This is a genomic window from uncultured Cyclobacterium sp. (genome assembly GCF_963977555.1).
In the GTDB taxonomy this organism is placed as follows: Bacteria; Bacteroidota; Bacteroidia; order Cytophagales; family Cyclobacteriaceae; genus Cyclobacterium.
On record NZ_CAXBPD010000023.1, the window covers coordinates 1 to 25,994 of the forward strand.

21 protein-coding genes are annotated in these 25,994 nt (G+C 39.5%); 6 read left to right on the top strand and 15 right to left on the bottom strand.

Annotated features, from left to right (window positions below):
* Positions 1 to 425 precede the first annotated feature (425 nt).
* From AAC073_RS21610 to rpmH, 5 genes are all read right to left on the bottom strand, one after another.
* Positions 426 to 944, bottom strand: a complete 519-nt coding sequence (locus tag AAC073_RS21610; RefSeq protein ID WP_339925902.1) for a DUF2480 family protein — start codon at positions 942 to 944, stop codon at positions 426 to 428.
* Positions 941 to 1,630, bottom strand: a complete 690-nt coding sequence (tsaB, locus tag AAC073_RS21615; protein WP_339925903.1) for a tRNA (adenosine(37)-N6)-threonylcarbamoyltransferase complex dimerization subunit type 1 TsaB — start codon at positions 1,628 to 1,630, stop codon at positions 941 to 943. The genes AAC073_RS21610 and tsaB overlap by 4 nt, the downstream gene beginning before the upstream one ends.
* Before the next feature lie 195 nt (positions 1,631 to 1,825).
* Positions 1,826 to 3,487 (bottom strand): S41 family peptidase, encoded by a 1,662-nt coding sequence (locus AAC073_RS21620; protein ID WP_339925904.1) that lies wholly within the window; start codon positions 3,485 to 3,487, stop codon positions 1,826 to 1,828.
* Positions 3,484 to 3,858, bottom strand: coding sequence for a ribonuclease P protein component (gene rnpA / locus AAC073_RS21625; protein WP_339925905.1), 375 nt, complete (start codon positions 3,856 to 3,858; stop codon positions 3,484 to 3,486). The genes AAC073_RS21620 and rnpA overlap by 4 nt, the downstream gene beginning before the upstream one ends.
* 46 nt (positions 3,859 to 3,904) lie before the next feature.
* Positions 3,905 to 4,063: a 50S ribosomal protein L34 gene (gene rpmH / locus AAC073_RS21630; RefSeq protein WP_020894049.1), complete on the bottom strand. Its 159-nt coding sequence runs from the start codon at positions 4,061 to 4,063 to the stop codon at positions 3,905 to 3,907.
* Positions 4,064 to 4,180: 117 nt separating this feature from the next.
* On the opposite strand from rpmH, the gene AAC073_RS21635 reads away from it, so the two are divergent.
* Complete coding sequence (locus AAC073_RS21635) at positions 4,181 to 5,824, top strand: M61 family peptidase (protein WP_339925906.1); 1,644 nt, start codon at positions 4,181 to 4,183, stop codon at positions 5,822 to 5,824.
* Between the two features lie 92 nt (positions 5,825 to 5,916).
* On the opposite strand, the gene AAC073_RS21640 is transcribed toward AAC073_RS21635, so the two are convergent.
* The 4 genes from AAC073_RS21640 to AAC073_RS21655 all read right to left on the bottom strand — a co-directional run bounded on the left by AAC073_RS21640 (position 5,917) and on the right by AAC073_RS21655 (position 10,621).
* The gene (locus AAC073_RS21640) at positions 5,917 to 6,633 is read right to left on the bottom strand and encodes a peptidase, M16 family protein (protein ID WP_339925907.1); all 717 of its coding nucleotides are present in this window, start codon (positions 6,631 to 6,633) and stop codon (positions 5,917 to 5,919) included.
* A gap of 17 nt (positions 6,634 to 6,650) precedes the next feature.
* On the bottom strand, positions 6,651 to 8,699 hold the full coding sequence (locus AAC073_RS21645) for a pitrilysin family protein (RefSeq protein WP_339925908.1): 2,049 nt from the start codon (positions 8,697 to 8,699) through the stop codon (positions 6,651 to 6,653).
* 19 nt (positions 8,700 to 8,718) lie between these two features.
* The gene (locus AAC073_RS21650) at positions 8,719 to 10,053 is read right to left on the bottom strand and encodes a pitrilysin family protein (RefSeq protein ID WP_339925909.1); all 1,335 of its coding nucleotides are present in this window, start codon (positions 10,051 to 10,053) and stop codon (positions 8,719 to 8,721) included.
* A 121-nt stretch (positions 10,054 to 10,174) separates the two neighbouring features.
* Entirely contained in the window at positions 10,175 to 10,621 is a 447-nt protein-coding gene (locus AAC073_RS21655) for a DUF2383 domain-containing protein (protein ID WP_339925910.1), read from the bottom strand.
* A 153-nt stretch (positions 10,622 to 10,774) separates the two neighbouring features.
* Here AAC073_RS21655 and AAC073_RS21660 point away from each other — a divergent pair, with 153 nt between their 5' ends.
* Entirely contained in the window at positions 10,775 to 11,983 is a 1,209-nt protein-coding gene (locus tag AAC073_RS21660; protein WP_339925911.1) for a histidinol-phosphatase, read from the top strand.
* 214 nt (positions 11,984 to 12,197) lie between these two features.
* Here the strand turns inward: AAC073_RS21660 and AAC073_RS21665 are convergent, their stop codons facing one another.
* The 3 genes from AAC073_RS21665 to AAC073_RS21675 form a co-directional block, all read right to left on the bottom strand.
* Positions 12,198 to 12,473 (bottom strand): type II toxin-antitoxin system RelE/ParE family toxin, encoded by a 276-nt coding sequence (locus tag AAC073_RS21665; protein WP_339925912.1) that lies wholly within the window; start codon positions 12,471 to 12,473, stop codon positions 12,198 to 12,200.
* Between the two features lie 24 nt (positions 12,474 to 12,497).
* Positions 12,498 to 12,731, bottom strand: a complete 234-nt coding sequence (locus AAC073_RS21670) for a hypothetical protein (protein ID WP_339925913.1) — start codon at positions 12,729 to 12,731, stop codon at positions 12,498 to 12,500.
* Between the two features lie 486 nt (positions 12,732 to 13,217).
* Positions 13,218 to 14,636 carry a sulfatase gene (locus tag AAC073_RS21675; protein ID WP_339925914.1) on the bottom strand — a complete coding sequence of 473 codons (1,419 nt, stop codon included), beginning with the start codon at positions 14,634 to 14,636 and terminating at the stop codon, positions 13,218 to 13,220.
* A 461-nt stretch (positions 14,637 to 15,097) separates the two neighbouring features.
* On the opposite strand from AAC073_RS21675, the gene AAC073_RS21680 reads away from it, so the two are divergent.
* From AAC073_RS21680 to AAC073_RS21690, 3 genes are all read left to right on the top strand, one after another.
* Positions 15,098 to 16,231 (top strand): DUF4221 family protein, encoded by a 1,134-nt coding sequence (locus AAC073_RS21680; RefSeq protein ID WP_339925915.1) that lies wholly within the window; start codon positions 15,098 to 15,100, stop codon positions 16,229 to 16,231.
* 354 nt (positions 16,232 to 16,585) lie between these two features.
* The gene (locus AAC073_RS21685) at positions 16,586 to 16,822 is read left to right on the top strand and encodes a hypothetical protein (protein WP_339925916.1); all 237 of its coding nucleotides are present in this window, start codon (positions 16,586 to 16,588) and stop codon (positions 16,820 to 16,822) included.
* On the top strand, positions 16,812 to 17,108 hold the full coding sequence (locus AAC073_RS21690; protein ID WP_339925917.1) for a type II toxin-antitoxin system RelE/ParE family toxin: 297 nt from the start codon (positions 16,812 to 16,814) through the stop codon (positions 17,106 to 17,108). Before AAC073_RS21685 ends, AAC073_RS21690 begins: the two co-directional genes overlap by 11 nt.
* 176 nt (positions 17,109 to 17,284) lie before the next feature.
* Here AAC073_RS21690 and AAC073_RS21695 read toward each other — a convergent pair whose 3' ends face one another.
* A complete protein-coding gene (locus AAC073_RS21695) occupies positions 17,285 to 18,589 on the bottom strand; it encodes a RidA family protein (protein WP_339925918.1) in 1,305 nt (434 codons plus the stop codon).
* Positions 18,590 to 18,843: 254 nt separating this feature from the next.
* Positions 18,844 to 21,153 (bottom strand): alpha/beta fold hydrolase, encoded by a 2,310-nt coding sequence (locus AAC073_RS21700; RefSeq protein WP_339925919.1) that lies wholly within the window; start codon positions 21,151 to 21,153, stop codon positions 18,844 to 18,846.
* Between the two features lie 482 nt (positions 21,154 to 21,635).
* On the opposite strand from AAC073_RS21700, the gene AAC073_RS21705 reads away from it, so the two are divergent.
* Entirely contained in the window at positions 21,636 to 23,504 is a 1,869-nt protein-coding gene (locus AAC073_RS21705; protein ID WP_339925920.1) for a mucoidy inhibitor MuiA family protein, read from the top strand.
* Between the two features lie 76 nt (positions 23,505 to 23,580).
* Here the strand turns inward: AAC073_RS21705 and AAC073_RS21710 are convergent, their stop codons facing one another.
* The gene (locus AAC073_RS21710) at positions 23,581 to 25,863 is read right to left on the bottom strand and encodes a hypothetical protein (protein WP_339925921.1); all 2,283 of its coding nucleotides are present in this window, start codon (positions 25,861 to 25,863) and stop codon (positions 23,581 to 23,583) included.
* Positions 25,864 to 25,994 lie beyond the last annotated feature (131 nt).

Genomic DNA, 25,994 nt, shown 5'->3' on the forward strand with positions numbered 1-25,994 from the left:
TGTAAAGTTTGTTTTGATTGTCAAATCTCGAAAGATCAACTAATCTATTGTTTCTATATCCGAATAAATTCGAATCGTCAGGTTTTAAATTTTAACTATCTTACACTACTTCAAAGAACTTGTTTGGACAACTTTTTTGTCCACTTGCCGTATCTGGCTTGCATTTATTAAATGCTTGTTTCAGAACGGGTTTGCAAATGTAAAACAATATTTTGATGTTTTAAAATTATTGAGAGAAAAAGTTTTAATAAAATTTTATTCTCTTTTTCAAATTAAAACAAACATTTATATCTCTATTTGCTTATTCCCTCGAGCTTCTCTCATTTGGGAATGCAAACATAGGACTCTTTTATGAATATGCCAAACGCTAACCTAAAAGAATTAATGAATATCTTTTAACCCACTCAAAAACAGACCAATATTGATTAAACTATTTTACTCCTCGGTCTTTTATAAACTGGAACAGTACTGCAAGGCTCCCCAAACATCACGCTTTTTGCTATAGGCATTACTTTCTTGACAATTTCTCCATAGGCATAATCAGGGATGGACAACTTGCCACAGCCTTTTATTACCACTGGCCTATCTTCAAAATAAGCCAAGTCTAACGTATTCAGCACACCACTTATAAGGTGTTTCTCTAAATCATCAATACTCCCTATGATCACTTCCTTTGCTACAGGCTGTAAATTTACCATCGCTAGCATGTAGGCCCATTTGGGAATGATCGCATCCGTCGAACAAGTAATGGCCACGAGCTTGTCTGCATAAAGCGACCAGTCTAAGTTTTTAAAACTTTCACGGTACTCCCTCTCTTTAATCACCAAGCCCTGATACAAGAAAGGCTCCAAATCAAATACTATGCGCTCTCCTGCGATATGATAAGTCTCCAAATCGATGGTGACGATAGCGCTGTTGGCTACCCTGTTTATAATTTCGCTCATAATAGTAATGGGTTCTTCTTTGACTTTAAAACCAAGAACTCTTTTAAGTAGTTCGGCTCGAAGTAAGCTATGTCCTCAAAATCTTTGTTTACAAACCTGCGATAAGCCAGTTCTCCTAAACTAGCTGCAGAATTTAGCTTGTCTATATATCGGGCATTATCATGATTCAGGAACTCCTCTGTTTTTTTATTGGCATTCCCCAAAAAATAAACACTTCCAGTAGCTAAAAAATCTCCAAATACACCCTCTTCCAAAATAACAGGCTTTAAAGGATCGATGGTAGCTCCATTTGCATCCAATACTTTCGCATAGACCTCCATGCGCCGGGCATCGATCATGGGCACAATAAAGGAACCTTCCTCCACTTGCCCTACCATTTGGCAACCAAGCCCATCTAGGCTATCTATCCCAATCAAAGGCAAGTCATGGGCAAAAGCCAGTCCTTTGGCTGTGGAGACCCCAATGCGCAAGCCGGTATAGGATCCTGGACCTTGGGCGACTGCAATGGCATCAAAACTACCGATACTATAATCAGCCTGCTCCAACAAGCTTTTTATCAATGGCACCAATTTACTACCATGCACATTGTCCTGATGCAGTTCAGAAATGGCAATTAGCTTGCCATCCTCATGGATCGCTATCGAACAAACGCCAATGGAAGTTTCAATTGAAAGGATTCTACTCATGTATAATAATATAAGTATTGCATATATAAACCAAGTAACTTAAAACGGCTCAACGTAAAAAACAAAACGGCCGCTTCGAAATAGAGCAGCCGTTAAATATTATTTGAATCTTGAGATGCTCATCTTACTAACTGCTCAAAATAAAAGCCCCTTATTACGAGAATTTTCAGGCCAAAAGAAGTGGCGAAGTCTCGCTTATTTTATCGGAGTCAAATAGGAAGCATAAACTTCAGCGTCGGCAAATACTTGCAAAGCACTTTCGATCTCTGGATCTTGATCTAATGAGGCTTCTATTACCCCATTTTGATAATAATACCTTGAAATTATTTCATCCTTTAACGCTTCTTTAATTTCGTCCTTGAAGGTAACTAGGTCTTGCTCTTTGCTATGACTAACGCTTTTCTTCAGATTCTCAAGCGCTTCTTTGATATCACCAAAATACTTTTCTCGCTCTGAATACTTCTCCAGGTCTTCTATGGTTTTTTCCACCCTTGTCGTATAATCGTATTCTTTGTCCTGAAGCCAATCTACAAAAGAAGTATACAGTTCCTCACTCACCTCAAATTCTCTAGGCTTGACGATGCGCTCATGTTTTAAGGCAAATTCGCTAACAAAACTAAAAACCAGACTTCTAGTTACCAGACTATAAGTAATCGGAGCAAAGTTTCTAGAATCCAATTCAATATCAGGTTCAATGCCTGCACCATCATACACGGTACGGCCATTTTTGGTTTGAAATTCTTTTCTTAATGAATCAGCCACATAGATACCATTTCCATCTTCGTCCTTTTTGCTGTAATCAATGGCTTGGATGCATCGACCACTTGGAATATAGTACTTGGCCGTCGTAAGTTTAACCTGAGAATTGTAGGACAAAGGAATAGTACTTTGTACCAAGCCTTTTCCAAAGGAGGTTCTACCCACCAAAACTGCTCGGTCATAATCCTGCAAAGCACCCGCAACGATTTCTGAAGCGGAAGCGCTTCGTTCATTAATCATCACTACCAAAGGAATTTCTTTGTCAAGAGGTGAAGCCCTGGTTTTATATTCAGAAAGCACTTTGTCTAATTTACCGATCGTCTTAACTACTTCTCGGCCTTTAGGAATAAAAACATTCACCACATTTACTGCTTCAAGCAAAATACCGCCCGGATTATCTCTTACATCTAATATGATTTTTTTTGCTCCCTGTGCTTTAAGATCTTGTAATGCTAAAGCCACATCTTGCCCAGCATTGGTAGTGAAATCGGATAATTTAATATAGCCGGTTTCACCTTCTACCATCCCATAATAAGGCACATTACTAATCACAATCTTCTTCCTGGTAAGTTTTACCGTCAAGGTATCCTCTCCACGCTTGACCACTACCTCCACTTCTGTATTGGCAGGTCCTTTAAGCAACTTGGAAATATCTCCAGTATTCTCATTAATTACATTGACAGAATCTACTCTCAACAACTCATCTGCCACCTTTAAACCTGATACTTGGGCAGGAAAACCTTCATAAGGCATCATGATCATGTTTTTGCCAAGGCGATTACCTATTAATGCACCTACTCCCCCGTATTCTCCAGTAGTCATTACCCTAAAATCATCTGAACCTTCTTCAGGAATGTATTCTGTATAAGGATCAAGTTCAGCAAGCATGGCATTTATGCCAACAGTAACCAACTCATTGGGATCAATTTCATCTACATAATAGGTATCAAGCTCTCTTACAAGTGAGGCAAAAATATCTAGGTTTTTGGCCAGGTCAAAAAGTTTGTCATTCTTAGGATAAAAAGACAGTGTCAAAACTGCAATTCCTATTATAGTAAGGCTAGTGAAAATGCCTTTACGGGAAATAAATTTATTCATTCTTGCGGTGTTTTTACTACAGGTATTTTCTTAAGGACCTTTATGACTTTGGGGGATATATCGTGATAGCCCATTAAATCATTTGAAACGTAAATTAAAGCTATAAGTTTTTTGGAACCCTCAGTAGAAGGAAGGAGGTGTTTGTTGAGACGGTAGGCTTCTTTTACTCTCCTTTTAATATAGTTTCTGTCTGTAGCATTCTTAAGCTTCTTTTTAGAAACAGATACCAGTAATTGATTGTCAGATATCCCCAATTGATCAAGATACAAAACCTTGAAGGGATATAAAAAAAAAGAGGAACCTTTATCAAAAAGTTCCTTTATTAACTTTTTGGAGTGTAATCTTTCATTCTTTGAAAATTTACATTCCATAAAATAGCACTGAATAAATTACCCCATATATTAAAATGGGAGAGAATTATTTCTTAAGGGTCTTCTCAGAAGATACCGATAACTTGTGTCTGCCTTTAGCTCTTCTGGCTTTAATTACTCTTCTGCCATTAGAAGTAGACATTCTCTCTCTGAAACCGTGCTTGTTTCTTCTTTTCCTGCGGGAAGGTTGAAATGTTCTTTTCATTATTGCTATATTTTAATCGCTTGATTCTCGTTTTTTAAAGGATTGCAAAGATAGAGAGGTTTTTTTTATTTACAAACCAGTGGCTTACTTTTGTTTAAGACCATTTCAATACATTTCATGAAATATACCCTAAGTTCACCCATACCAACGTCACAAATTCTAGAAATTCAACTGGAGTTTGACTGTCATAAAGACGAAAAAATTAACCTTCAATTGCCTTCTTGGCGCCCTGGGAGGTATGAAATCGCCAATTATGCCCAATATATCAAAAGATTGGAGGTCATCGGTCCAGATGGAGAAGTTGCTTCAAAAAAACAAACAAAAGATCTTTGGACATTTTTCGCAAAATCAGCAGGAAAGCATAAAATATTTTATTCTTATCATGCAGCCCAGCTCGATGCTGGTGGTTCATGGGTAGCTCCCGACCAGATTTATGTGAATTTTATAAATATTTGCTTTGCCATTTCTAATAGATCTGAAGAAAATATAAACGTAAAACTTGAACTTCCCAAGAATTATCAGGTGGCTTGTGCCTTGCCTCAAGACAAGAACCACAGGCTCCTTGCAAGCAATTACCAGGAATTGGTAGACAGTCCTATTTTGGCAGCGGCTGATTTACATCATGAAACCTATAAAATAAAAACTACTACTTTCCATCTATGGGTTCATGGGAAGGTGTTTTTTGATTGGGCAAAGGTATTAAAAGAATTCAGCAGCTTTACTGAAAAGCAAATTGATGATTTGGGCAACTTTCCAGCTGAAAACTATCACTTCCTTATTCACATGTTGCCTTTTCCTCATTACCATGGTGTGGAACACCAATATTCTACGGTGATTACCCTAGGTCCTGACCGCTTATTCAAAACTCAGGAAGGTATGGACAGGCTGATGGGCATCTCTTCCCATGAACTTTATCACTTCTGGAATGTATGTCGCATTCGCCCGAAGTCCATTCAACCCTATAACTTCTCTAGTGAAGCTTATCTAAAGGAAGGGCTAATCGCTGAAGGGGTTACTACTTTTATGGGCGATTTTTACTTGCTTAAATCAGGGTATTATTCACCAGAAAGGTATTTGGAAGTTTTAGAAAAGTTGATGGAAAGAAGCTTTGAAAGCCTAGGTTGGGAGAACCAATCCATCGTGGATTCAAGCTGGGACCTATGGCTAGACGGCTACAAAGCTGGCGTTCCTGACAAAAAAGTCAGCATCTATACCCATGGAGCCCTTTTAGTGTTGGCCATGGATGTGATGCTTATGAGAAACGATAAGCGCATGCATGCTGCCATGAAAATTATGTGGGAGCGCTTTGGGAAAGATGCTACAGGTTATGAACTGATAGACTTCGAACAAGTGGTTGTGTCTTTGGCGAAAGATGAAGAAGAAATGCGACAGTTTTTTAAAGCTTTTGTATGGAAAAAAGGGGATTTGTTTTCTTTGCTCCAAACCCTATTGCCTCAGATAGGACTTCAGGTAGAAAAAAGAAGCAATGATACTTCGCTGCAAAGTAATTTTGGAATAATAACAGACCCTAAGGGACACCTGATAAAAATTCACCCTAAATCCCAAGCCTATGAGCGGTTGATGATAATGGACCGCATATTGTCTTACGCTTTAGACAAGGATGGACTCCACATGCAAATCAAGAGATGGGGAGAAACAATGGCGATAAGTTTACCTATTGAAAAGACACTATTTTATGCAACTTACAAAATCACGCGTTCCAGTGATCTTTCAGGCTTCAACAGGTTCGTGCATCTATAAATCAGGGAGGTAAAAGGCGAGAAAGTGCGATTGTGTTGCTTGTTTAGTCTAGTCTAGTAAAATAAGAAAAGGGGGTTTCAAAGTCCCTTTTCTTATTCAAATAAAGAATTGTCCAGCGGTTCATTCAACTGAATACTGACCACATGGGTCTCCATGGGCACAGGTAACATAGGATTTGATATGGTTACTTTCATCGGAAACAATATGCCTTTGACTTCTTGATAATCATCAAACATTACATCTCCAGCAACATCAGCAACCATTTTTAACTTAAGCCCTGTGTCCACACTAAAATATTCCTTGCTTTCAAGCCCTGCAGAATTCGTCACCTCCAGCATATAAGCCTCTTCCCCATTGATTGTAGCATTTTCACCTTTGGTCACTGTGAATCCCATTTCTTCATAATACAGTTCGGGAAAAGCATAAATATTAGTTTTGAGCGTTTCCAGTTCGTCAGCAGATAGTGCTTTTACCTGGCCCATGGCGCTCATATAACCTTCTTCGTCTTTTACAACAGTCTTCTGAATCACACTTCCATTGACCACCATCTGTTGCATCAAACGCATCCCTTCCATGTCTCGATTGGTGTCAATTTCAATTTTCATCCCTTGAATTTCAGCCTCCATTACCAAAACGATGGTCTTGATTCCTGAAATTTTCTCCTCCCCTCCTATGGCTTTAATATAATCTTTTATTATTTCCTGTGGGGTTTTTTCTTGCAAAAAATCTCTACTCCCAATGCCGTGCGCGACAACATTCTCCATCACAAATAATAGGGCTATAATTAAAGGAAAAATAAGTTTTCTCATCGATATCATCTATATAATTAATTAAAATCTTGGTCAACAACAGGGACATTTAACTCCACCTGTGTAACTTCTGTTTCAAGAGGTACAGGTAACATCGGGTTTTTAATGGACATTTTTACAGGAACCATGACACCATCAAATTCTTTGTATTCAGTAAAAGTAGTGTCACCGGAAAGCTTGTTTTCACTTCTTAGCTTCAATCCATTTTCAATACTGTAATAATTGACTACTTGCCCACCAGTGGGATTGGAAATTATTATTTTATAAGTCGCTTTTCCTTCTACCTCTGTAGCCCCATCAAGGACAAGCGTGTAGCCCATGGTTTCATAATAAAGTTCGGGTATTAACCAAAGGGAAGCCATTTTAACATCTTCATATTGTTCATCTGTCAAAGTTTGAGATTTTCCCCTAGAACTGACTGTAGCCTTCCCATCTTTTACTATGGTCTTGGAAACTTCATTCCCCATTACAATGACTTTTTGGGTCAAACGCTGGTTTTCCGTGTCATATATAGCTGTCATATCCAATTTATTACCCTGCACTTCAGCAGACATTTCGAGTTTGGCAGTTTTAATATTTTCTACTGCAGAAACACCCCCCACTGCTGTAAGATAGTCAGCTATAACTTCTGAAGCTGTTTTGTTATCATCAGACAATTGAATTTCCTGGACCTCTTCTCCTTTGTAATTGTACATGGTCGCCTCTCCAAATTGGGACAAGCCTTCCTTTACAGCAGAGCCATTCCCAACCACTGTTATGTACATACTATCTGGCTTAAGGTATTTGGCTGCAGCCTCATTTATGTCGCTAACAGTTAGGGCATCTAATCGCTGTAGGTAACTACTGTAAAAATCTTCAGGTAAATCATACCTGTCAATATTGATGGCAAAAGTGGCAATGGTATTTGGGTTTTCCAGAGACCTTCCAAACCTACCACTAAGATTGGCTTTGGCCATTTTTAGTTCTTCTTCTGTAATACCATTTACCTGAAGATTTCTGATTTCATGGATCATTTCATAAACGGAGGAATCTGTTACTTCATTTCTTACAGAAGTACTGGCAGAAAACCGAGCAATGAGTTTATCCGATCCAAAGCTTGACCTAGCACCATAAGTATAGCCTTTCGTTTCCCTTAAGTTGCCATTCAGTCTGGAATTAAATCCTTCACCCAAAATGAAATTCATTACCCTCGTAGCCATATAATCTGGATTGGTAAGATGCATTTCTACAGGAAAAGCAATGTTGATTACTGATTGTACAGCCGAAGAGCGATCCAGTAAGGCTACCTGGTTCTCTGTTGGTAACTCAGGCTGCTCATACTCAAATTTTGGAACATCTCCTTTTTCCCAGGATGCAAAATATTTGTCCACCAATGCTTTTGCTTCTGTGGCATCAATGTCCCCCACTATCGCCAAATAAGCAATATTGGGTTTATAATAAGTCTGGTAATACTCCTTTACATCCTCCAATGTTACCTGCTCTACCGTTTCGGCAGTCATGGTTTCACCGTAAGGATGCTCCCTACCAAAAACCAGCGCATTGGAAATAACGCCTGCCAAATAATCAGGATCATCTTTAGAAGAGGCCAATGATGTTAGGGTTTGTTTCTTTAACTTGTCAAGTTCCTCCTGAGGAAAAACTGGATTATAGAGTACATCCGTCATTAAATCCAGTATTTTTTCTTGGTGTTTTTTAAGGGATGATCCCGAAAGAGAGGTGGAGCCAGCACCGAGCGAGGCACCTACAAAATCGATTTCCTCATCAAGTTGATCTTTTGTTCTAGAGGTAGTTCCTGCCATCATCATGTCTCCAACGAAACCCGTTAATCCTGCGATATCCCCTTCGAAAAGCGGATCCCTGTCCAAGATCAAGTAAAATGCCACCCTAGGCAGTTTATCATTCGGTACAACAAAAACTTTCAAACCGTTGTCCAGGGTGAATGTGGCCGGATCGGTAAATTCAATTTTGGGTGCTGGTCCTGGAGGAGGTAAAACACTTCTGTCTACTTGTGCATGTGCCCCAAAGGAAAATAGTACAGCAAAAAGAGATATATATAAGGTCTTCATTTTTCTAGCTTTAGGGTTTTTATTGGTTTTGAGCCGATTCCTGTGGCTTCGGAAGGTAATACAATACCACCCTGCCATCCAAGGTCAAGTACTTATTGGCCACTCGCTGAATGTCGTCCTTACTTACTTTGCGGTAGACCTCCAGCTCCCTGTTAATGTATTCGGTATCTCCATAGAACAAACTGGCTTCAGCAAGATTTTGGGCAATTCCCTCAATGGAAGAATTCTTACTTACCAAGTTATTTTCAATGATGTTCTGCAATTTTTGAAAATCTTGATCTGAAATTCCTTCTTCTTGAACCTGCTTTATTAAGACATCAATTTCATTTTCGAGGTCTTCTGGAGCGATACCCATATTGGCAATACCATACATTATAAAAATTCCTCCGTCTTCCAAGTCAAGTGGAATTGCAGCGACTACCAAAGCTTTTTGTTGTTTGTCTACAAGTTCCTTGGTCATTAGAGAAGATTTACCTCCTGTAAGGTAAGTGGATAGCATTTCCATCGCATAGGCATCAGGATGATTTTTCGGTGGAAGATTGTATGCCTGAATAATAGCAGGTATTTGGATGTTATCATAGATAATATCTCTAATCTCTGTTTCTTTCTTTGGCTCTACAATATCTGGTCTGTAGATGGCATTCTTCCCTTTAGGAATCTCTGTAAAATAATCCCTAACCCAGTCTTCCGTTTGAGCATAATCAATGTCGCCAGCGATGGTGAGGATGGCATTGTTAGGCACGTAGAAATCCTTATAAAACTGCATGAACTCATCTAGACTTGCAGCATTCAGATGGTCCAAGGAACCGATAGGCGCCCAACGATAAGGGTGTTCACTATAGGCCCTTACTAAGGTTTCTGGAAGAATGGTTCCATAAGGTTGATTGTCATAGCGCTGACGTTTTTCTTCTTTGACAACTTCCCTTTGTGTTTCCAAGCCTATGTCATCTATTTTAGCATGTAGCATGCGCTCACTTTCAAGGTAAAGTGACAGTTCCAGATAGTTGGAGGGCATTAGCTCGTAATAATAGGTGATGTCATTGCTCGTAAAAGCATTCAGCGCACCACCGTTACCTTCGACGATGTCTGTATATTCACCCCTTTCTATATTTTCTGATCCTTCAAATAAAAGGTGTTCGAAAAAATGCGCAAACCCTGTGCGTTCCGGATCCTCATTCTTGGATCCTACATGGTACATCACAGAGGTAACGACTATAGGCGTCTTGCTATCTTTATGCATGATCACCTTCAAACCATTGTCCAAAGTGAATTCCCTAAAATCAATTTTGGTCTGGCTAAAAGCTAATGTTTGGATAAAACATAGCCCAACTAGCCAAATTAAAGGCTTTTTCATAGGTTGATAGTTATAGTAAAATTGCTAATTACACTTTCATATACAGCTCCATTTTGACACAATTAAGAATTAGCTGTCTAGGTAATTTAAGTTAAATATGTTGATAATCTAGGTCAATTAATTATGATTTAATCTGCTCTATTAACGCTTTTATGGCAGCAAGGTTTTTTTCGTTCTGATCATCTAAGACCTCAAAAAATGCTTCAGAAACGAGCTCCGGATTCCTTAACAAAATACCAAATTCTTCAACACGCTTTTTTTCTTCTTCCAGACAATATTTAGATATTTCTTTTGCGTTGTCATGATCCAGAGAAGTTTTAAAATTGTTCCAGGATCTCGAAAACAAATTCATCAAACTCCCCTCTTCCACGGGGATTCCTTCCAAAAGGTAAATTTCTTCTTTGAGTGCACCTATCAATACCAATTTTTCTTTTGCCCTGTCTATAAAAAATTCTCTAATGGCCCCTTCCTCCACATTCCTGGCAGCATCCTTGTAACTTTTTATGCCATCATAAGAATTTTTGAGTATCTGATTCAGGAAATTAATCAATTTTGTCTGGTTAGCCATATAAAATTTTATGCCGGTTTGAAAGGTTAAATATATCAAAATGCTTTTATCCCTCCTATAGGAGTGGAAATTAGCTTTCATCACAATTTGATTTTCGTTATGCATTGAATATATTGCTCAAGCTTAATAACGACAACTTCAGCCACCAAATCAATGAGAACCTTTTCGATAGCGGTAATAGTTACCTGTTTAAATTTATTTTTTGTTTTATCCTGTAAACAAAAAACAAGCCAAGAGGAATCTGCCAAAACATGGTACAAAGGAAATCTGCATACTCATTCCTATTGGAGTGATGGGGATGAGTTCCCTGAAGTAATCATGAAATGGTACAAGGACCAAGGTTACCAGTTTGTTGCACTATCCGACCATAATATCTTCCAAGAAGGTGAAAAATGGAAATCTATTAAGGAAGACAGTCTCTATAGGAAGGCTTTCCAGACCTACCTTTTAGATTACGGTGAGGAATGGGTGGAATACATTCAGGAGGAAGGTGATTTGAAGGTGAAATTAAAAACTTTCGAAGAATATGGCCCTCGCTTTGAGGAAAAAGAAAAGTTCCTCATGATCCCTGCTCAGGAAATCACTGCTGGTTTTGAAGGAAAACCCCTACATCTCAACCTTACCAATCTGGAAAGGCTTATTGCTCCAATGGAAGGAGGTAGTGTCGTCGAAGTGCTGCAGAACAACATCAATGCGGTCTTGGAGCAAAGAAAAGCTTCCGGCAAACCAATGATGGTGCACATCAATCACCCCAACTTCCATTGGGCCATTACACTTGAGGACATGATTCGGCTTAAAGGTGAACGCTTTTTTGAGATTTATAATGGACATCCTGCGGTTAATAATCTAGGGGATTCCAGTAGAATGGGTTATGAAGCCATGTGGGATTTTATCAACATCGCCTATCTGGAAAAGGGCCAGCCTTTGATTTTTGGTTTGGCCACGGATGACAGCCACAACTACCACAAACAAGGCGCGAAATTTAGTAATTCCGGCAGAGGCTGGGTAGTTGTTCAGGCAGATTCATTGGAAGCCGGCACTATAGTAGAGGCTTTGGAAAGAGGAGATTTTTATGCCTCCACGGGCGTGGAATTGGAAAAACTTAGCTATGCCAACAATATTTTGGAGGTGGCTGCCCTTCCCAAAGACGGGGTAAATTACACTTTGGAGTTTATTGGTTGCAAAAAAGGTGCAAAAGACACGCAGGTATTAAAGGCCGTTGAAGGGAATGCAGGGTCTTTTGAGATAAGTGAAGACTTGCTATTTGTACGTTGCAAAATTATCTCCTCCGAGCCCCAGCACAATCCTGTTGAAAACATGAAAAACCAATTGGCCTGGACGCAGCCGGTAAGGCCTGAATAAAATTGGGAGAGTACTTAAAATGGCCCTTAGGTAATATATAATTCATACTTAGAGCGAATTGCAAATTCCGTTTGATAGGAAGCAGTAGATGCAATCTACTCCTAGTGCGTGTACTTGTGGCGTTCTGAAAGTTAAAAACTTTCAGTATTTTAGGTATAAGTTAGGCTTCGCTAAACTTAGACCAGACGGGGAATTTAGACCAAAAAAGGGATAGTTAAACCCTTAAACTAGCGGGATTCTGCCTGGTATCCACCACGGCTTCTACATAAACGTCTCCTTCGATGTTATAGATATTCTTATAATTTCCTTGGACTAGGAAGCGGTATGAACCCACTATTGATATATTGGTCTCATGAGGTGATTCTGATTCGGGGAAAGTTTCTAATTGTCTGGTTTTAGCCAAGATAGACTGGACAACGTTTTTTGCAGATTTTCGCGATTTTTCCGCAATAAAGTCATAAATGATTTCCAAATCACCCCATCGACTCATCTGTCCAAATTACCTGTACTTTCTTCACCGGGCCCACTTGCTTTCGAAAAAATTCTCAACATCCTCTTGGCTATGAGTCTTACCACTCTTTCTGTCGGCCTTCGATCGGCCTAATTTAGATTCCAGTTTCTCACCCATTCCTGCGCGGTAAGCTGATTCCATTGAAGATCTACGCAGGGCGTCAACTTTTTTGATCATGGTTTCATCTTGTGTGGTCAACCAATTAATCAATTCAATTTTTTTAACAGCTAGGTCCATATTATTGTAGTTTCTTGTTATAAAGTTAACGAATTTTCTCTTTTATAAAATCGCTTTTGATGCCTTCTAGACGAAGTTTAAGTTTTAGCGGTAGCTAACTAGAGTAGAATTTGGAAAGTACATTAAACTTGGCCTTTGGAAAATTTATAATTCAGACTTAAAAGGAATTGCAGATTTCGTTTGATAGGAAGGAGTAGATGCAATCTACTCCTGGTTTTGCCTTTTAGGAAAGTTGAAAAATTTCGTCATTTTGGGTCTAAGTTACGCTTTGCTAAACTTAGACCAGCCTAGAGTAGGATCTCGAGAAGGCCCTAAGACACTAAGATTTTTAAAATACTTCTTTGCGACTCCGCGACTCTGCGTGCTACTTTCAACGATTACTTTATTCATGATGATCCTCGCAAAGGCGCTAAGACGCTAAGGTTTTGAAAATCCTTTCTGTGGCTTCTCAAAATTTAGACCAGACGATACTTGAAAATATCTATTTCAATTAGACCTATAATTAGGATTGTAATTGGGGTTTTCGGTGTGTAGGATAGGGTTAAAGTCCATCAACCATTCTTTAAAAGATGTTTTCATCTCTTTCACTTTTTCAACCTCTACTTCACTCAAATCATTGGTTTCGCCTATATCCTTAGAAAGATCAAATAACTCCACAGATGGTGGATCATAGTATTCTACCAATTTATAATCGCCCATGCGTATGGCATAACCGGGCATTTTGGCTTGTGGACTATAATGCGGATAATACCAACAGAGCTTGTCCCGATTCCATTCACCTTCACCAGTTAAAAGTGGAACCATGGAAAAACCATCTATGTCCTGATCAAAATGGTTGATCCCAGCCATGTCAATAATTGTTGGAAGCATATCATCCGTAATCACAGGTACATCACTTGTGCTGTTTGGCTTGACTTTTCCCGGCCATTTGACCAATAATGGCACCCTGATTCCTCCCTCATAAATATAACCTTTGCCTTCTCTAAGCGGGGCATTATTGGTCACTCTACCTTCGCCTCCATTATCGCTGCCCAAAATTACAATGGTATTGCTGTCCAGGCCAAGTGAATCCAGAGACTTTAGTAACCTTCCGACATTCCAATCCATATTCTCTATCATGGCCGCATAGGTTGCATTTTTTTGCTCATTTTGACCTTTCAGTTTCAATTCATATTTTTTCATCAAGGAATCAGGAGCCTCCAAGGGTGTATGGACGGCGTAATGTGACAGGTATAAAAAGAAGGGTTCTCCTTTACTCTCTTCCATAAAATTGATTGCTTCACTGGTCAGTCTGTTGGTTAAATATTGCCCTTCTGCTCTATTGTCTAGGTTTTTTATCACTGGGTTCCAGCTTTTCTCCGATTCATATGGCCCCCAATAAGTTGGTGGACTGCCATGTTCATACCCTGCAATGTTTAGCGCAAAACCCTGATTTAAGGGAAAGTACTTTTCTTCTTCCCCCACATGCCATTTACCTATGCTTGCTGAGGTGTAGCCAGACTGAAGCAAAATTTCCGGAATCATCTTTTCTTCAAGGAAAACATGCATATAATCCTCCGGGGGAATGATCCTTCCTTCCTCCGGAAACCTATGTTTGCCAATGGCTGTGATATGACCTGTAAATCCAATATGCGCCGGATTTTTGCCTGTCAATATACTGGCACGAGAAGGGGAGCAAACCGGACTCGCAGAATAAGCAGCAGTAAACTTCATCCCTTGGGCCCTTAGCTTGTCAATATTTGGCGTTTCATAGAATTCACTCCCATAGCAACCCAGGTCTTTCCAGCCCAAATCATCTATCAGGATATATACAATATTTGGAGGTCTCTCCTGAGCCAATAGGTTGGATTGAATGCTTGGTAGCAAAAGGCAAATTACACTCAAAAAAATCTTTGATTTACTCATATATAATCTTTAGTACAGAAATACAATTGATTCGGGCTTAGTGAATGCTCCCTTTTGGTCCAAGCTTAAGGATTAGCAATACTTTAAACCTCCCATGAAGAAAGTTTTCAACTTAGGTAAATTCCTTAAAATCCTTACCAAGTTGCCATTGATTTAAAATTCGAGATCTTTTTCCTATTCTCAAAACCGAATTGCAAATTAGGATAGATCTTTAACGAGAAGTTAGGGTCATCAAACAGGAAAAGTCGTGACTTCAAGAATTGAATTAGGATAAACTAAGCGGCTGAAATGGAAGTTTACTTGTTTTACTGATTTAGCTCAAGTTGGGATAGTTGAAAGCACTCGGTATTTTAGGTGTAAATTATGCTCAATTAACTTGTACTAACTGCGGTTTATAAGCAGAATTAGCTTTAAACCCACTCATTTTTTATTTATTTTTCAATGCCAATCCATTAAACCCTATGAAACAATTCATTTACACTTTGGTTTTTTTCTTTTTGTGGTCGTGTGGCTCTGGGGATTCTTCCGGTGAAAAAGCGATAGCTACGGATTTGAATTTTAAACTTGATACCCTTCTAATCGACCCGGCAAATGAATTACTTTACTTAAATGCCGGGCTTCGGGTGGCTGCACTTGATGAGAAAAAGGAATACTTGTATAATTTTAATCCAAATGATTATACCCTAGAAAAAATTGATTTGAACAAGGGGATACTGGCAGGTAAACTTCCCTTTGAAAAAGAGGGTCCCAATGGGGTAGGCAATATGGTTTTTGGAATGCATCTTATTCCCTCCAATTCCATTGCCTTTATGGGCTATACGAAGGTAAGTTTATTCGGTTTGGAAGGAAATAAAACAAGTGAATTTGCTTTTAACGATCCGACATTTGGGGGAGACAAGTTGGAAGAAAGGGAAAACTTTCAATTTATAAACAATCAGATGGTTGATGATCACACCATGATAGGCCTGATTCGAGATGGAAGGGAGAAAACCTATGCCTTGGGTATTTTGAATACAGACACCCAATCCCTTACTAAAGTCCCTTTGCCTTTTGAAGCATTAGAAAATTTTCGATTTACCTTAAGCAGTCCTTCCAGGGTCCAAATGTCCTATCCAACTGTAACGATAAGTAAGCACCAAGAAAGCTACATTATCAGCAATGATATTTCAAACAGTATTTTGCTTTATGATAAGGACAGCCTGATCCAATTCGATTACCGGAGTAAATTGAATGCTGATAAAAAAACAGGAAAATACAATCAAGATTTTGAAAACGAAGAGGCTTTTAAGCAGACAGCTTTAGACATGCGTAGGGAGATTAATTTTATGGCTCCTCTTTGGGATGAAGAGAAGCAGCTGTTTTACCGATTTTCCCATAAAATTATCAAAATAGGAAACGATGTAGAAAACTATGAGGATACTGAATCAGCCTTGTACCTGACTATTTTTGACCCTAATTTTAATGTGGTTGCAGAATCACTTGTTGATGGGCTAAATACACCACCAGGTTACCATTTTGTCAAGGACGGTAAGATCTGGATGTATATTAATATAGAAGACGAAATGGGCTTTGTGCGGCTAACTGTGGATATGTAGTAGAGGAGCCGCTTTCTGCGTAGTAAAATTATTAATTTGGAGCAGGTAAGCGTTTACAAATTACACTAGTAGCAGGTTATGAAAGTTAAAAACTTTCAGCATTTTGGGTCAAAGTTACGCGCTGCTAAACTTAGACCAGACGGGGACTGAGCGGCTTAAATGGAAGTTTGCTTGCTTTTTCAGACTTATCTCGAGTTGAGAATGTTGAAAGTTTTCGGTATTTTAGGTGTAAATTATGCATTGCTAAACTTAGATTAACAGTGAAAATGCCAAAAGGAGGTCTACAAAATCATTTGATTTGTGCATACTTAGGACCTTTTTTGAAAATAATTTAAAAAATTAAAATAAGATGTTATGACTACTACTTACCATTTTTCATCAGCACAGGAAGTCAATACTGAAATACTGGATGCAATAAAAGCCACCTTTAAATCAAAAGCCATTACTATAATTGTGGAAGAGGATACTAGCGATCATGCGCTTACGACAGAGATGAAAGTCGAATTGGATGAACGCTTAAAAGAAGATGAAAGCACCTATCATACTGCCGAAGAGTCCATCGACAAACTCCAAAAAAAGTATGGGGTATAATATCATCGTTTCTCCTCGTTCCCAAAAGGAAATTGAAAACGCTATAGAATATTATTCCCTGCATAGTAGTACCGCTCCTTTAAATTTTATTACTGCACTAAAAGAAGCATATGCCACATTGAAAACAAACCCATTTTTTAAAGTAGTGTATAGAAACATCCGTTCTCTAAAACTAAAAAAGTTTCCACATTCACTGTATTTTGTTCTTAATGAAAATCAAAACACTGTTCGTATACTTTCCTGTTTCCACAATAAACGAAACCCAGTTAAAAGACCAGGATTGTAAACTTTAAAAGCCTTGACTTGTCAGGCTCTTTATATTTAATAAAATAATCTTGTTCCTTGCTACTTACTATTGGCTTAGGAAAGTTGAAAAATTTCTGCATTTTGGTTCTAAGTTACCCGCTGCTAATCTTAGACCAGCCCAGACACAAGACCCAGGGCTTGAAATGCTTTACCCAATCAGTCCGGCACCACGCCAACCATGTCTACATTTAAATAAATGCCTTCACGACCCGTTCCCTGAATCCTTATCAAAGAGGCAACAGGAGGCCTTTCAGGGTTATAAAATACTGTCCTTACTTTCATCAAACCTTCACGACCTTTTTCATGGGATGGATAATAACTTGCTTTTACCAAGTGGTCATAACCGGATCCGGCTTTCCGAAGAATCTCAGATAGTTTTAGAAACAGGTTTCTCGCTTTTTCCTCCTCATTTTTTCCCTTTTCCGCATACAAGCCAGAAGTAAACAATAGGCCTCCTTCTTTAATGTCTACTATCCTACTGTAGGTGGTAGCCTGTGTCATCCAAGGTGGTGCGTAATAACTGACAGCTGCTGTGTCCTTTTGGTTTTCAGGAGCAGAAGCGACCAATTCTATTTCTGCCTTGTTTTCTTCTACCAACCATTCAACCATCACAATGGGTGGTACTTGCTTTCCCCTGAAAAAAGCAGCGATCACCTCTTCCACTGCTGCTGCATCTGCAATAGGGTTGATAAAAGCCTTCACCTGAACCACATCACTGGCACTGGCTCCAATATAAGCTAGAGTTGCCAAAAGGTTTTGCATGGTTTTGTCACTGGCTTCCAAAAGGTCTTTCCCGGGTTCTGCCTGACCTGCTATAAATACTTTCCTTCCGGCAGGCAAAACGGCAAGACCTGAACGATTGGACTTTCCATAAAGCCCATCTTCAAGGTAATGGTTGATTCCTCTTTTGCCTTGGGAACTCAATGGGCCAAGGGCAATGGCGTCTAGGGTTAACAATACATTTTCCCTTGGCTGTTCAGCAACAATCAAGGTGATGGCCGGGAATGCTCCTTCCGGCAATAATTCCTTAATCAATTCTTTAACGAGCGGGGAATGACCTTCCATCTGAAGGTAAACGTTCAATCTGAGCAATTTACTAAAATCTGTTCCACCGGATTTAAGCGTCATCTCCAAGTTTTTGAAAACCTGAATGACCTGTTTTTTGAGGTCGTTACCACCAACTACTTTCCCTGATTTATCCATCGGGAAAATCTGATCCGTAAATGCCAAAGACACATCTCCCACAACGGTTGCCTGAGAGCTGCCTGTTTTTTCACTGGGATCGATATAAGTAATGCCTGTAGCATTGTCTTGAACCTGTCCTTTTAATTCCATTACACTTCCAAAAACCAAAAGAAATAAAACAATTGGAAGTTGTACGAATAAAAGTTTCTTCCCTGCGACATTGAGGCCAAAAGAAAAACCCAAACGACTTTTCAAGACTTTACTGGAAATTGACATGATTGAATTTTATGTAAATTGTAATTTAAATCCTCTTACCCGAAATATCCAATAAATATTCTAGCAAAATGAATACTCACTGGCTAAACAAAAAAAACTCCGCCGAAAAGGCGTCAGACAGCTTTTTTGTTCTTAACGCCATTGAGCAATCCATTTTACTAATTTCCATAAGGCCGGAATAATAGAAATTGGCATTAATCCAAGTTTACCATCTCACGCTACTTTGATTCCCATATCTTAGATCTAGGTTCAATTTACTTTGCCACTTGTTGCTCCAGCCATTTGATCATTTCCTGCTGTTGGGCTTCTGTAAAGTGATTGAATGAACGAGGCGTATACCATTCCATGTTATTTGGTGCTTCCATATCTTGGTACAGCCGCTTTACTCCTTTCAAAGCTTCCATCACATTATCGTGGTCTGCATGCCTGTCCAGCTCCGGAGCAATCACCATAAGAGGCCTCGGCGCAAGATTGACTAATATTTCAGGAAAGTCCACAGGGATCCTGTTTTCATGCCCATCAAAAAATCCTAACCGGGGAATTAATCCATACAAATGTGAATAGGCTTTAAGCCCCTCCACATTTTCAGAGACATTTCGTAAAGGCGTAAAAGCACTTGACACCGCTACACCGGCAATTTTTGGTTCAAGGGCAGCTGCGATTAAACCTACAGTCCCTCCCAAAGCATAGCCGCCAACATATATTTTATCGCTATCGATATAGTCTATGCTTTCCAGGGCATCTACTGCTGCTCTGGCATCGGTGACCATTTTGCCCATCTTGGACCAATGTGGATATCTTTGATAAAATAAAGTTCCTTCTTCTATCCTGGCCCCATAACCGATCATATCATAAGTCAAGACTGCGATACCTTTGGCCAATAGCCCGTCAATCAAGCCGTGGAATCCAGTATCATAACCCGTATTGGTGTATTTGTGTAAAAATATAACTACCGGCATTTTTCCATTGGAGCCAGTTTTCCTTTCTCCGGCTTCATCTGTAGGAAAATAAAGCGATCCATATAAATAATCACCCATGGCATTATAGGGCGTAATATTTAGCTTTTTCCCATTCTTCACCCTTGGTCGAGGCATAAAACTGCTGACATAATCCTCCTTCTCTGTCAGATTTTCAATATCACTGGCAGGTAAGCCTGCAGGTTCATCACCCAACAGCCAGTTGAGTTTCTCTTTGGTTTTGTCGCTTTCCTCTTCCCACTTGGATACATTGACCGGAATATTTTGGGTCGACTGAATAGGAAACTTGCTAAGCTCAATGGATTCTCCACTTTCTCTCTTCCACTTTTCAAAGCTATAATTGTAGAAAAGCTGATTTTCCCATGGGAGATTTTTCCTACCAAACTGTATGTCCAGCCAATCCATATAGGCTTCAATATCTCTCTCTGCTACTGCATGCAGCCCATCTCTAAGCCTAATGCCAAGCTTTTCTGGAGCATCAAGAAATTCATAAACCTTGGTAAGGGAAGTATAAATTTGCTCAATGGCCCAGGGGTCTCCTCCCCCTCCTTCTCTGATGGAAGAGCTCAACATCAAAGCATTGGGAGCAATCAGGGCCATCAAGGAATTTTGGTCGATGGGCATTTTATGCTCTCTTCCTGAATAAAACCTAAGGCGAGGATGCAGCCAATGCGTTCTTCGGGAAACCAGGTAATCTATGGATTCATTGGAGTGTCGTTCGTCGGTATAGCGGTAAGGAAATTCACCGCCTGTACCTCCACTGCTGGTAATGGTAGCCGTAATACGCTCATCAAAAGCAGCTGCAAACAGGGATTGCTTCCCATTTCTGGAGTGTCCGGTTATGGCTATTTTAGCTTTGTCCACCTCATCTAAAGTATACAGATAATCCACTGCCCTGTGGGCTCCCCAGGCTCTTGCCATCAAGGTCGACCAATCGTAATCAGGATAAAGTTCCAGGTATTCTCTGGTATCGTCCTTCGCATCAGCCCCGGCATAAATTAAGCCCATATAACCTCTCCTTACAGCTATCTGTGCCCATCCTCGGTGGTTCCATTGCGTCATAAATACAGGAAATGGCCCATCGCCCGGCGGGGTAAACAATTCCAAGGTAAGCTTGGCCTTATGGTCTTCTCCAAACCTGAGTTCAATCATCTGAATGCTGACTCCATTTTCTGTCCTTTCGGACAAGATCTCAGCTTTCAGATTGGTAGGAGGATCAGGGAAAGTCCCTGAAAGGATTTGTTTCACCTGCTCTTTGAAATACTTCCGCTGAGACTTCCATTGGGCCATGGTAGTAATTTTCTCATTCTCTTTACCCTCCCCAATGATCAGTGGATCAGGTAGAAAAGGAATGGAGGGAATTACCCCGTAGTTAGGGGGTAATTCTCCGGTTCTTTCTATCCAATCTTTCCAAGTAAGGTCATGAAAACTAACAAAGCTATCATGACTGGAAGGTTTCTCCTGTAATAGGATCAACTCCTTCAGGTATTCCTCACGGACCGCTTTGTCTTCTTGCGCATTTGCCATAAACGGACATAGCCATAGCATTATGAAAATAAAGCCGATTGAATATTTTTCCTTTCCCATTGTTTACTTATTCTATGGTATCATCAATTGTTTCTAGCGGAGGAAAGTTGTTTTCTGCTCCATCATATCCAATGTTTTGGTTAGTGTATTGGATAACGCTTTCATGGCCCTATAATGAACAAATTGAAGCCTCTCATTAATTTTATACACTCAAAATAACTTAGAAAAACCAAAAAGCCGCTATTACTATAGGTGTTTTTTATTTTTTGCTCTATTAAGTGCAATAGGAATCTATTAAAAGTAAGTATTACCCAGCAATACTAATAATTCTAAAATAGTCACTGCCTCTCTTTCTCTCTCCATATTAACTCAACTTAGAAAAAGATTGGACTTAACATCAAGTATACACTTTGATTAACGTTTTTGGCTTGATTTGTGACTTTTACCTAATTAGCCTCGTATAGAAAAAGTAAACAGGCAAAAAGTAGTAATTTTTGAAGATGTTAGCTTATCCTGTTTTGAAAAAACCTAACCCAATTCCTATGAAAGCCTTAACAATACTTTTGTTCTTCCTGATTTTTAATCAATCTTTCGCTCAGGAAATAACTGAAAAAGAAGTAAAATCCAAAGTGGTAGAAGCCACTGTCTTTCTGAAAGGGGCCCAGGTCCTTAGAAAAGAATCCGTTACATTACCGAAAGGAGAATCCATTGTCAAATTCACCAACCTCTCCCCTTTTATAGGTCCCAAAAGCATACAGCTCAAAGCTGGTGGTGAATTGACTGTTTTGGGCATTAATCACCAGCAAAATTTTCTCGATAAATCTGTAAAATCTGAAGCACTCCTTAAACTCGAAAAAAACCTAGAACAGGTCAATGAGAAAATCGAATTGGAAAACACTTATTTGTCTATTGCTCAAGAAGAAATCGCCTTCTTACAAACCAATCGCTTAATTGGAGGCAAAAATGAAACATTGAATGTTGCCACCCTTAAAGAGGCCGCAGATTATTATGGCAATCAACTGACTGCCTTAAAGCTTCAGAGTATAGAAAGGAATAAAACCATTAAAGGATTAATGGAGGAAAAAAGTAGCCTTCAAAATCAAATCAATTCATTGGCTGGGGAAAAAGAGTTTGCTACAGGGGAAATATTAATAAAGGTAGATGCTAAAGTGCCCGGTTCTTATTCCTTCGAGTTGTCTTACCTTGTTGACAATGCCGGCTGGTTTCCTTCTTACGACATCCGTGCAAAGGACATCAATAGTCCGGTTAGGTTGCACTACAAAGCCAATGTCAGGCAGGATACCAAGGTAGATTGGGACAATATTAAACTTACTTTTTCTTCAGCAGAACCTAATGTATCAGGTGTAGCTCCAGAATTACGACCCTACTTACTCAATTACAATACCGCCCCTCCCATTTATAGCCAAAGGACAGGAAGCGTGACCGGAAAAATAATGGACGCAGAAGGAATAGGCCTACCTGGTGTAAGCATCGTTGTTGCCGGAACAACTATTGGTACGGTTTCAGATTTTGATGGCAATTACACCATTATCTTACCGAACCGTGCCAGCCAGTTGACCTATTCTTATATTGGCTATGTTTCTCAAACTCGTCCAATCACCTCTGAGGTAATGAATGTATCAATGAGAGAGGATCAGGTGGCATTGAATGAAGTTGCAGTCACAGGTTTTGGAATTAGTAAACGTTTGAAAAGTAAATCTGAAGGAATTGAGGTCAATTTTGACGTTGATGATGTACAGGAGTTACAAAGTCAACCCATCCCAATGGCACAGGTTGAAAACCAAACAGCCATTAATTTTGAAATCAACACCCCCTATTCCATTCAATCGGACAGTAAAAATTATATTGTGGATATGATAACTTATGAATTACCGGCTTTCTACCAATATTTTGCTGTACCCAAGGTCAATAACTCGGCTTACCTGATAGCTGGGATTACGAACTGGGAGCAATACCAACTTTTGGAAGGAGAGGCCAATGTGTTTTTCGAACAAACCTTTATAGGTAAAAGCCTGCTAGATGTGCGCTATGCTACTGACACCTTGGAAATCTCTCTGGGAAGAGACAAAATGGTAACCATAGACAGAGAAAAAGAAAAGGACTTTACAGAAAAATCGTTTTTAGGAAGCAAAAAGACTGCCACCAGATTGTGGAAAACCACCATTAAAAACAACAAAAGTCAGCCCATTTCAATGGTTGTTTTGGACCAAGTGCCTGTTTCTACTTTGGAAGAAATAGAAGTAGCGGTGCAAAACCTTTCCGGTGGCAAACATGATACTAAAACCGGTGAAATAAAGTGGGAGTTTAAATTAGCACCTTCGGATACCAAGCTTTTGGAATTAAAATATGAGGTCGAGTATCCTAGAAACAAAAACCTTGTTGTTGAATAATTGGATAAGGCTTAAGAATTAGAAAAACAGGAACCATCGCTGTTTGCCATGGTTCCTGTTTTTTTTAATCATAAGGTTAATCACCAAGCTCATCGATCAAATATTGACAGTTAATTACTTTTTCCAGCAAATCCTGAGGCACATAATAATATTGATTGGAAGCCTCAAAACCTATTCTGGAATCATTTCGGATTACTTCCAACAGCTCAATTGCGGTTTGCTTTTCTTTCTGTAAAATAGCCTTCACCTGATCTCGAAGAACGGTATCGGTTTTTTGACTTTCAAGCCATATGTCTCTGGCCAAAATAAATCGACCCTGTTGCCCTACAGATAAAAAATGTAGATAAGCAGCTTTAGCCAAGTTTAGGTCTTCTTCCAAAAGTGTTTTATACGATTCTTCTTTTGCAACTTCAATCGCTCCCTCTAAGAATTTTAAACCTTTTTCCCATTTCGTAGCTACTTTTTCAAATTGTGAAAGGAATATTTCTTGCGGATAAGGACCGGACCAACCCTTTAGATCATCATAAGGAAATCCTACCATAGTAGACCGATAACCTGTAGGTTCCAAGAATAAAAGATTGGAGGGGCCATACTGCTGAGGGGCAGAATAGACCACCCGAATGTCATAAGGGTATTCTTCAAATGCAGTACTAAAAGTAGTCCAGGCATTTCTTACATAGGGAACTGCCGCCCTACCATATCTTTCCAAAGCCAAAGAATTAAGTACTTCTTCTATGCTGGCATCTGGGTTGTCAGAGAATTTTTTCGCTATTTCAAGGTTTGGTGATGGGTAAGACCCTAAGGTCCAGCTTAACATATAGCCATCGATATCCATTTGCGCCAAATTAGCAGCATGTTCTGCCACCAGGTCCATTACGGGTAACCATGGCACTGCCGACAGCTCCCAGGTGTTGTTAAACTGAACTTTGGCAACCGTTTTGAGTAGGTTCTTTTTTGCACCACTCCAGTGAGATTTTGCCCTAGGACCTGGCCCAACTGCAGAAATAGAATATTCACCTACTGTATTGGAAATCCCGCCTCTTTCGATAGGCTTGGCCCATTCACTGACGGACATCAACCACACATCTTCTGGTAATTTGTCGATCACCTCTCTTGCCATCCCATGACCGTTCCATCCCCAATCCCAGGCAATTACATTCGCATCAGGTTTTGCAGCATGAACCCCATTGGCAATGGTACGGTTTACTTCAGCAATAATGTCTTCATAGGGACGCACACTACATCTAGGGCATTCGTCTTTGCCTCCATGTGAAGCACAATTCGTAAGATTTTCTGAAGCAGTAATGGTAAACACTCCTCCCAATTCGGGCACTTGGGTAAAAACATGGGTAAGGGAATGCTCCATCCAATCCCGAACCTCCTCATTGCTAGTACACATGGTTGTAAAATCATCTTTCTGAACCCCAGCCATATCAGGACGTTCTTCGAAAAATGCCTGGGGCTGTGCCCTTGGTTCGTTCATGTATAAGTAGATGTCAATACCGAAATTTTTTGCTCGCTTTGCTATCTTTTGCAAGTTTCGAAGTCTGGTTTCGCTACCTTCTCCAAATTCCGGAAAGGCATCACCTTTTGGAGCAAGCTGACTGAGGACGACATGCATCCACACCCCATTCACCCCTTTCTGGGCTAACTTCTGTAAAAGGCCATTGGGAAAGGGATCATTTTCTTCATCCATTAAAGGATCTCCAAAAATACCAAAATAAGAATAAATAAAACGGAGTTGGTCTTCTTTCAATGTGTCTCTTTCACTTATTGCTTCGTCTTCACTGAAGGTTTTAAGTTTTTCAATAAAGTAAAAAAGATCTTCGGAAGGGTTCTTGTCATTCTTAGCAAGAATAGGGTGAATAACTTCTTTTATTGCTGCCGCTTGTTTTATTTCAGCTTTTGTGGGACTGATATAATGAAGGGCCGGACTGGCTGGTTTTAAGTTGCCAAACTTATGGAAAAGAAAGTCATCTTCCTTCAAGGCAAATTCCAACCTTTCTTGATCCATGTCCAATAAAGTAAGTAACTGTTTATAGGGCAGTAAATGCCAATTCCTTCGCAATAGAGTGATATAAATCTGTTCCTTGAAATTCTCGGACAAAAGCTTCTGCTCTTCCAAACCCATCAGTTGGGCCAGGTAAAGAATATCAGCTGGTTTACAATGAATGGTCTCTGCCATTTTCTCAGGACTTACCAGGTTCCAGTTGCGCCATACGAAAGCAAATGCCTTATTGGGAAAATGGTCAAAAGTAAGCGCAGGTGGGTGGGAACCCAATGGCAACGACTTCTGGGCATAAACCGGATCTTGAAAGAATACACAAACAAAAAGAGAAAATGCGAAAAATAGTTTCATAAGTCGGTAAAGAAGGTGTTATAAATTCGTCAATTAGCAGTCTTAAATTAATAAAAATTTGAGCTTTAATAAAAGCTAAACTTTTAACTTGGCAGACTTTATTGTAATTTTATGCCAAGCATATTTTAAAT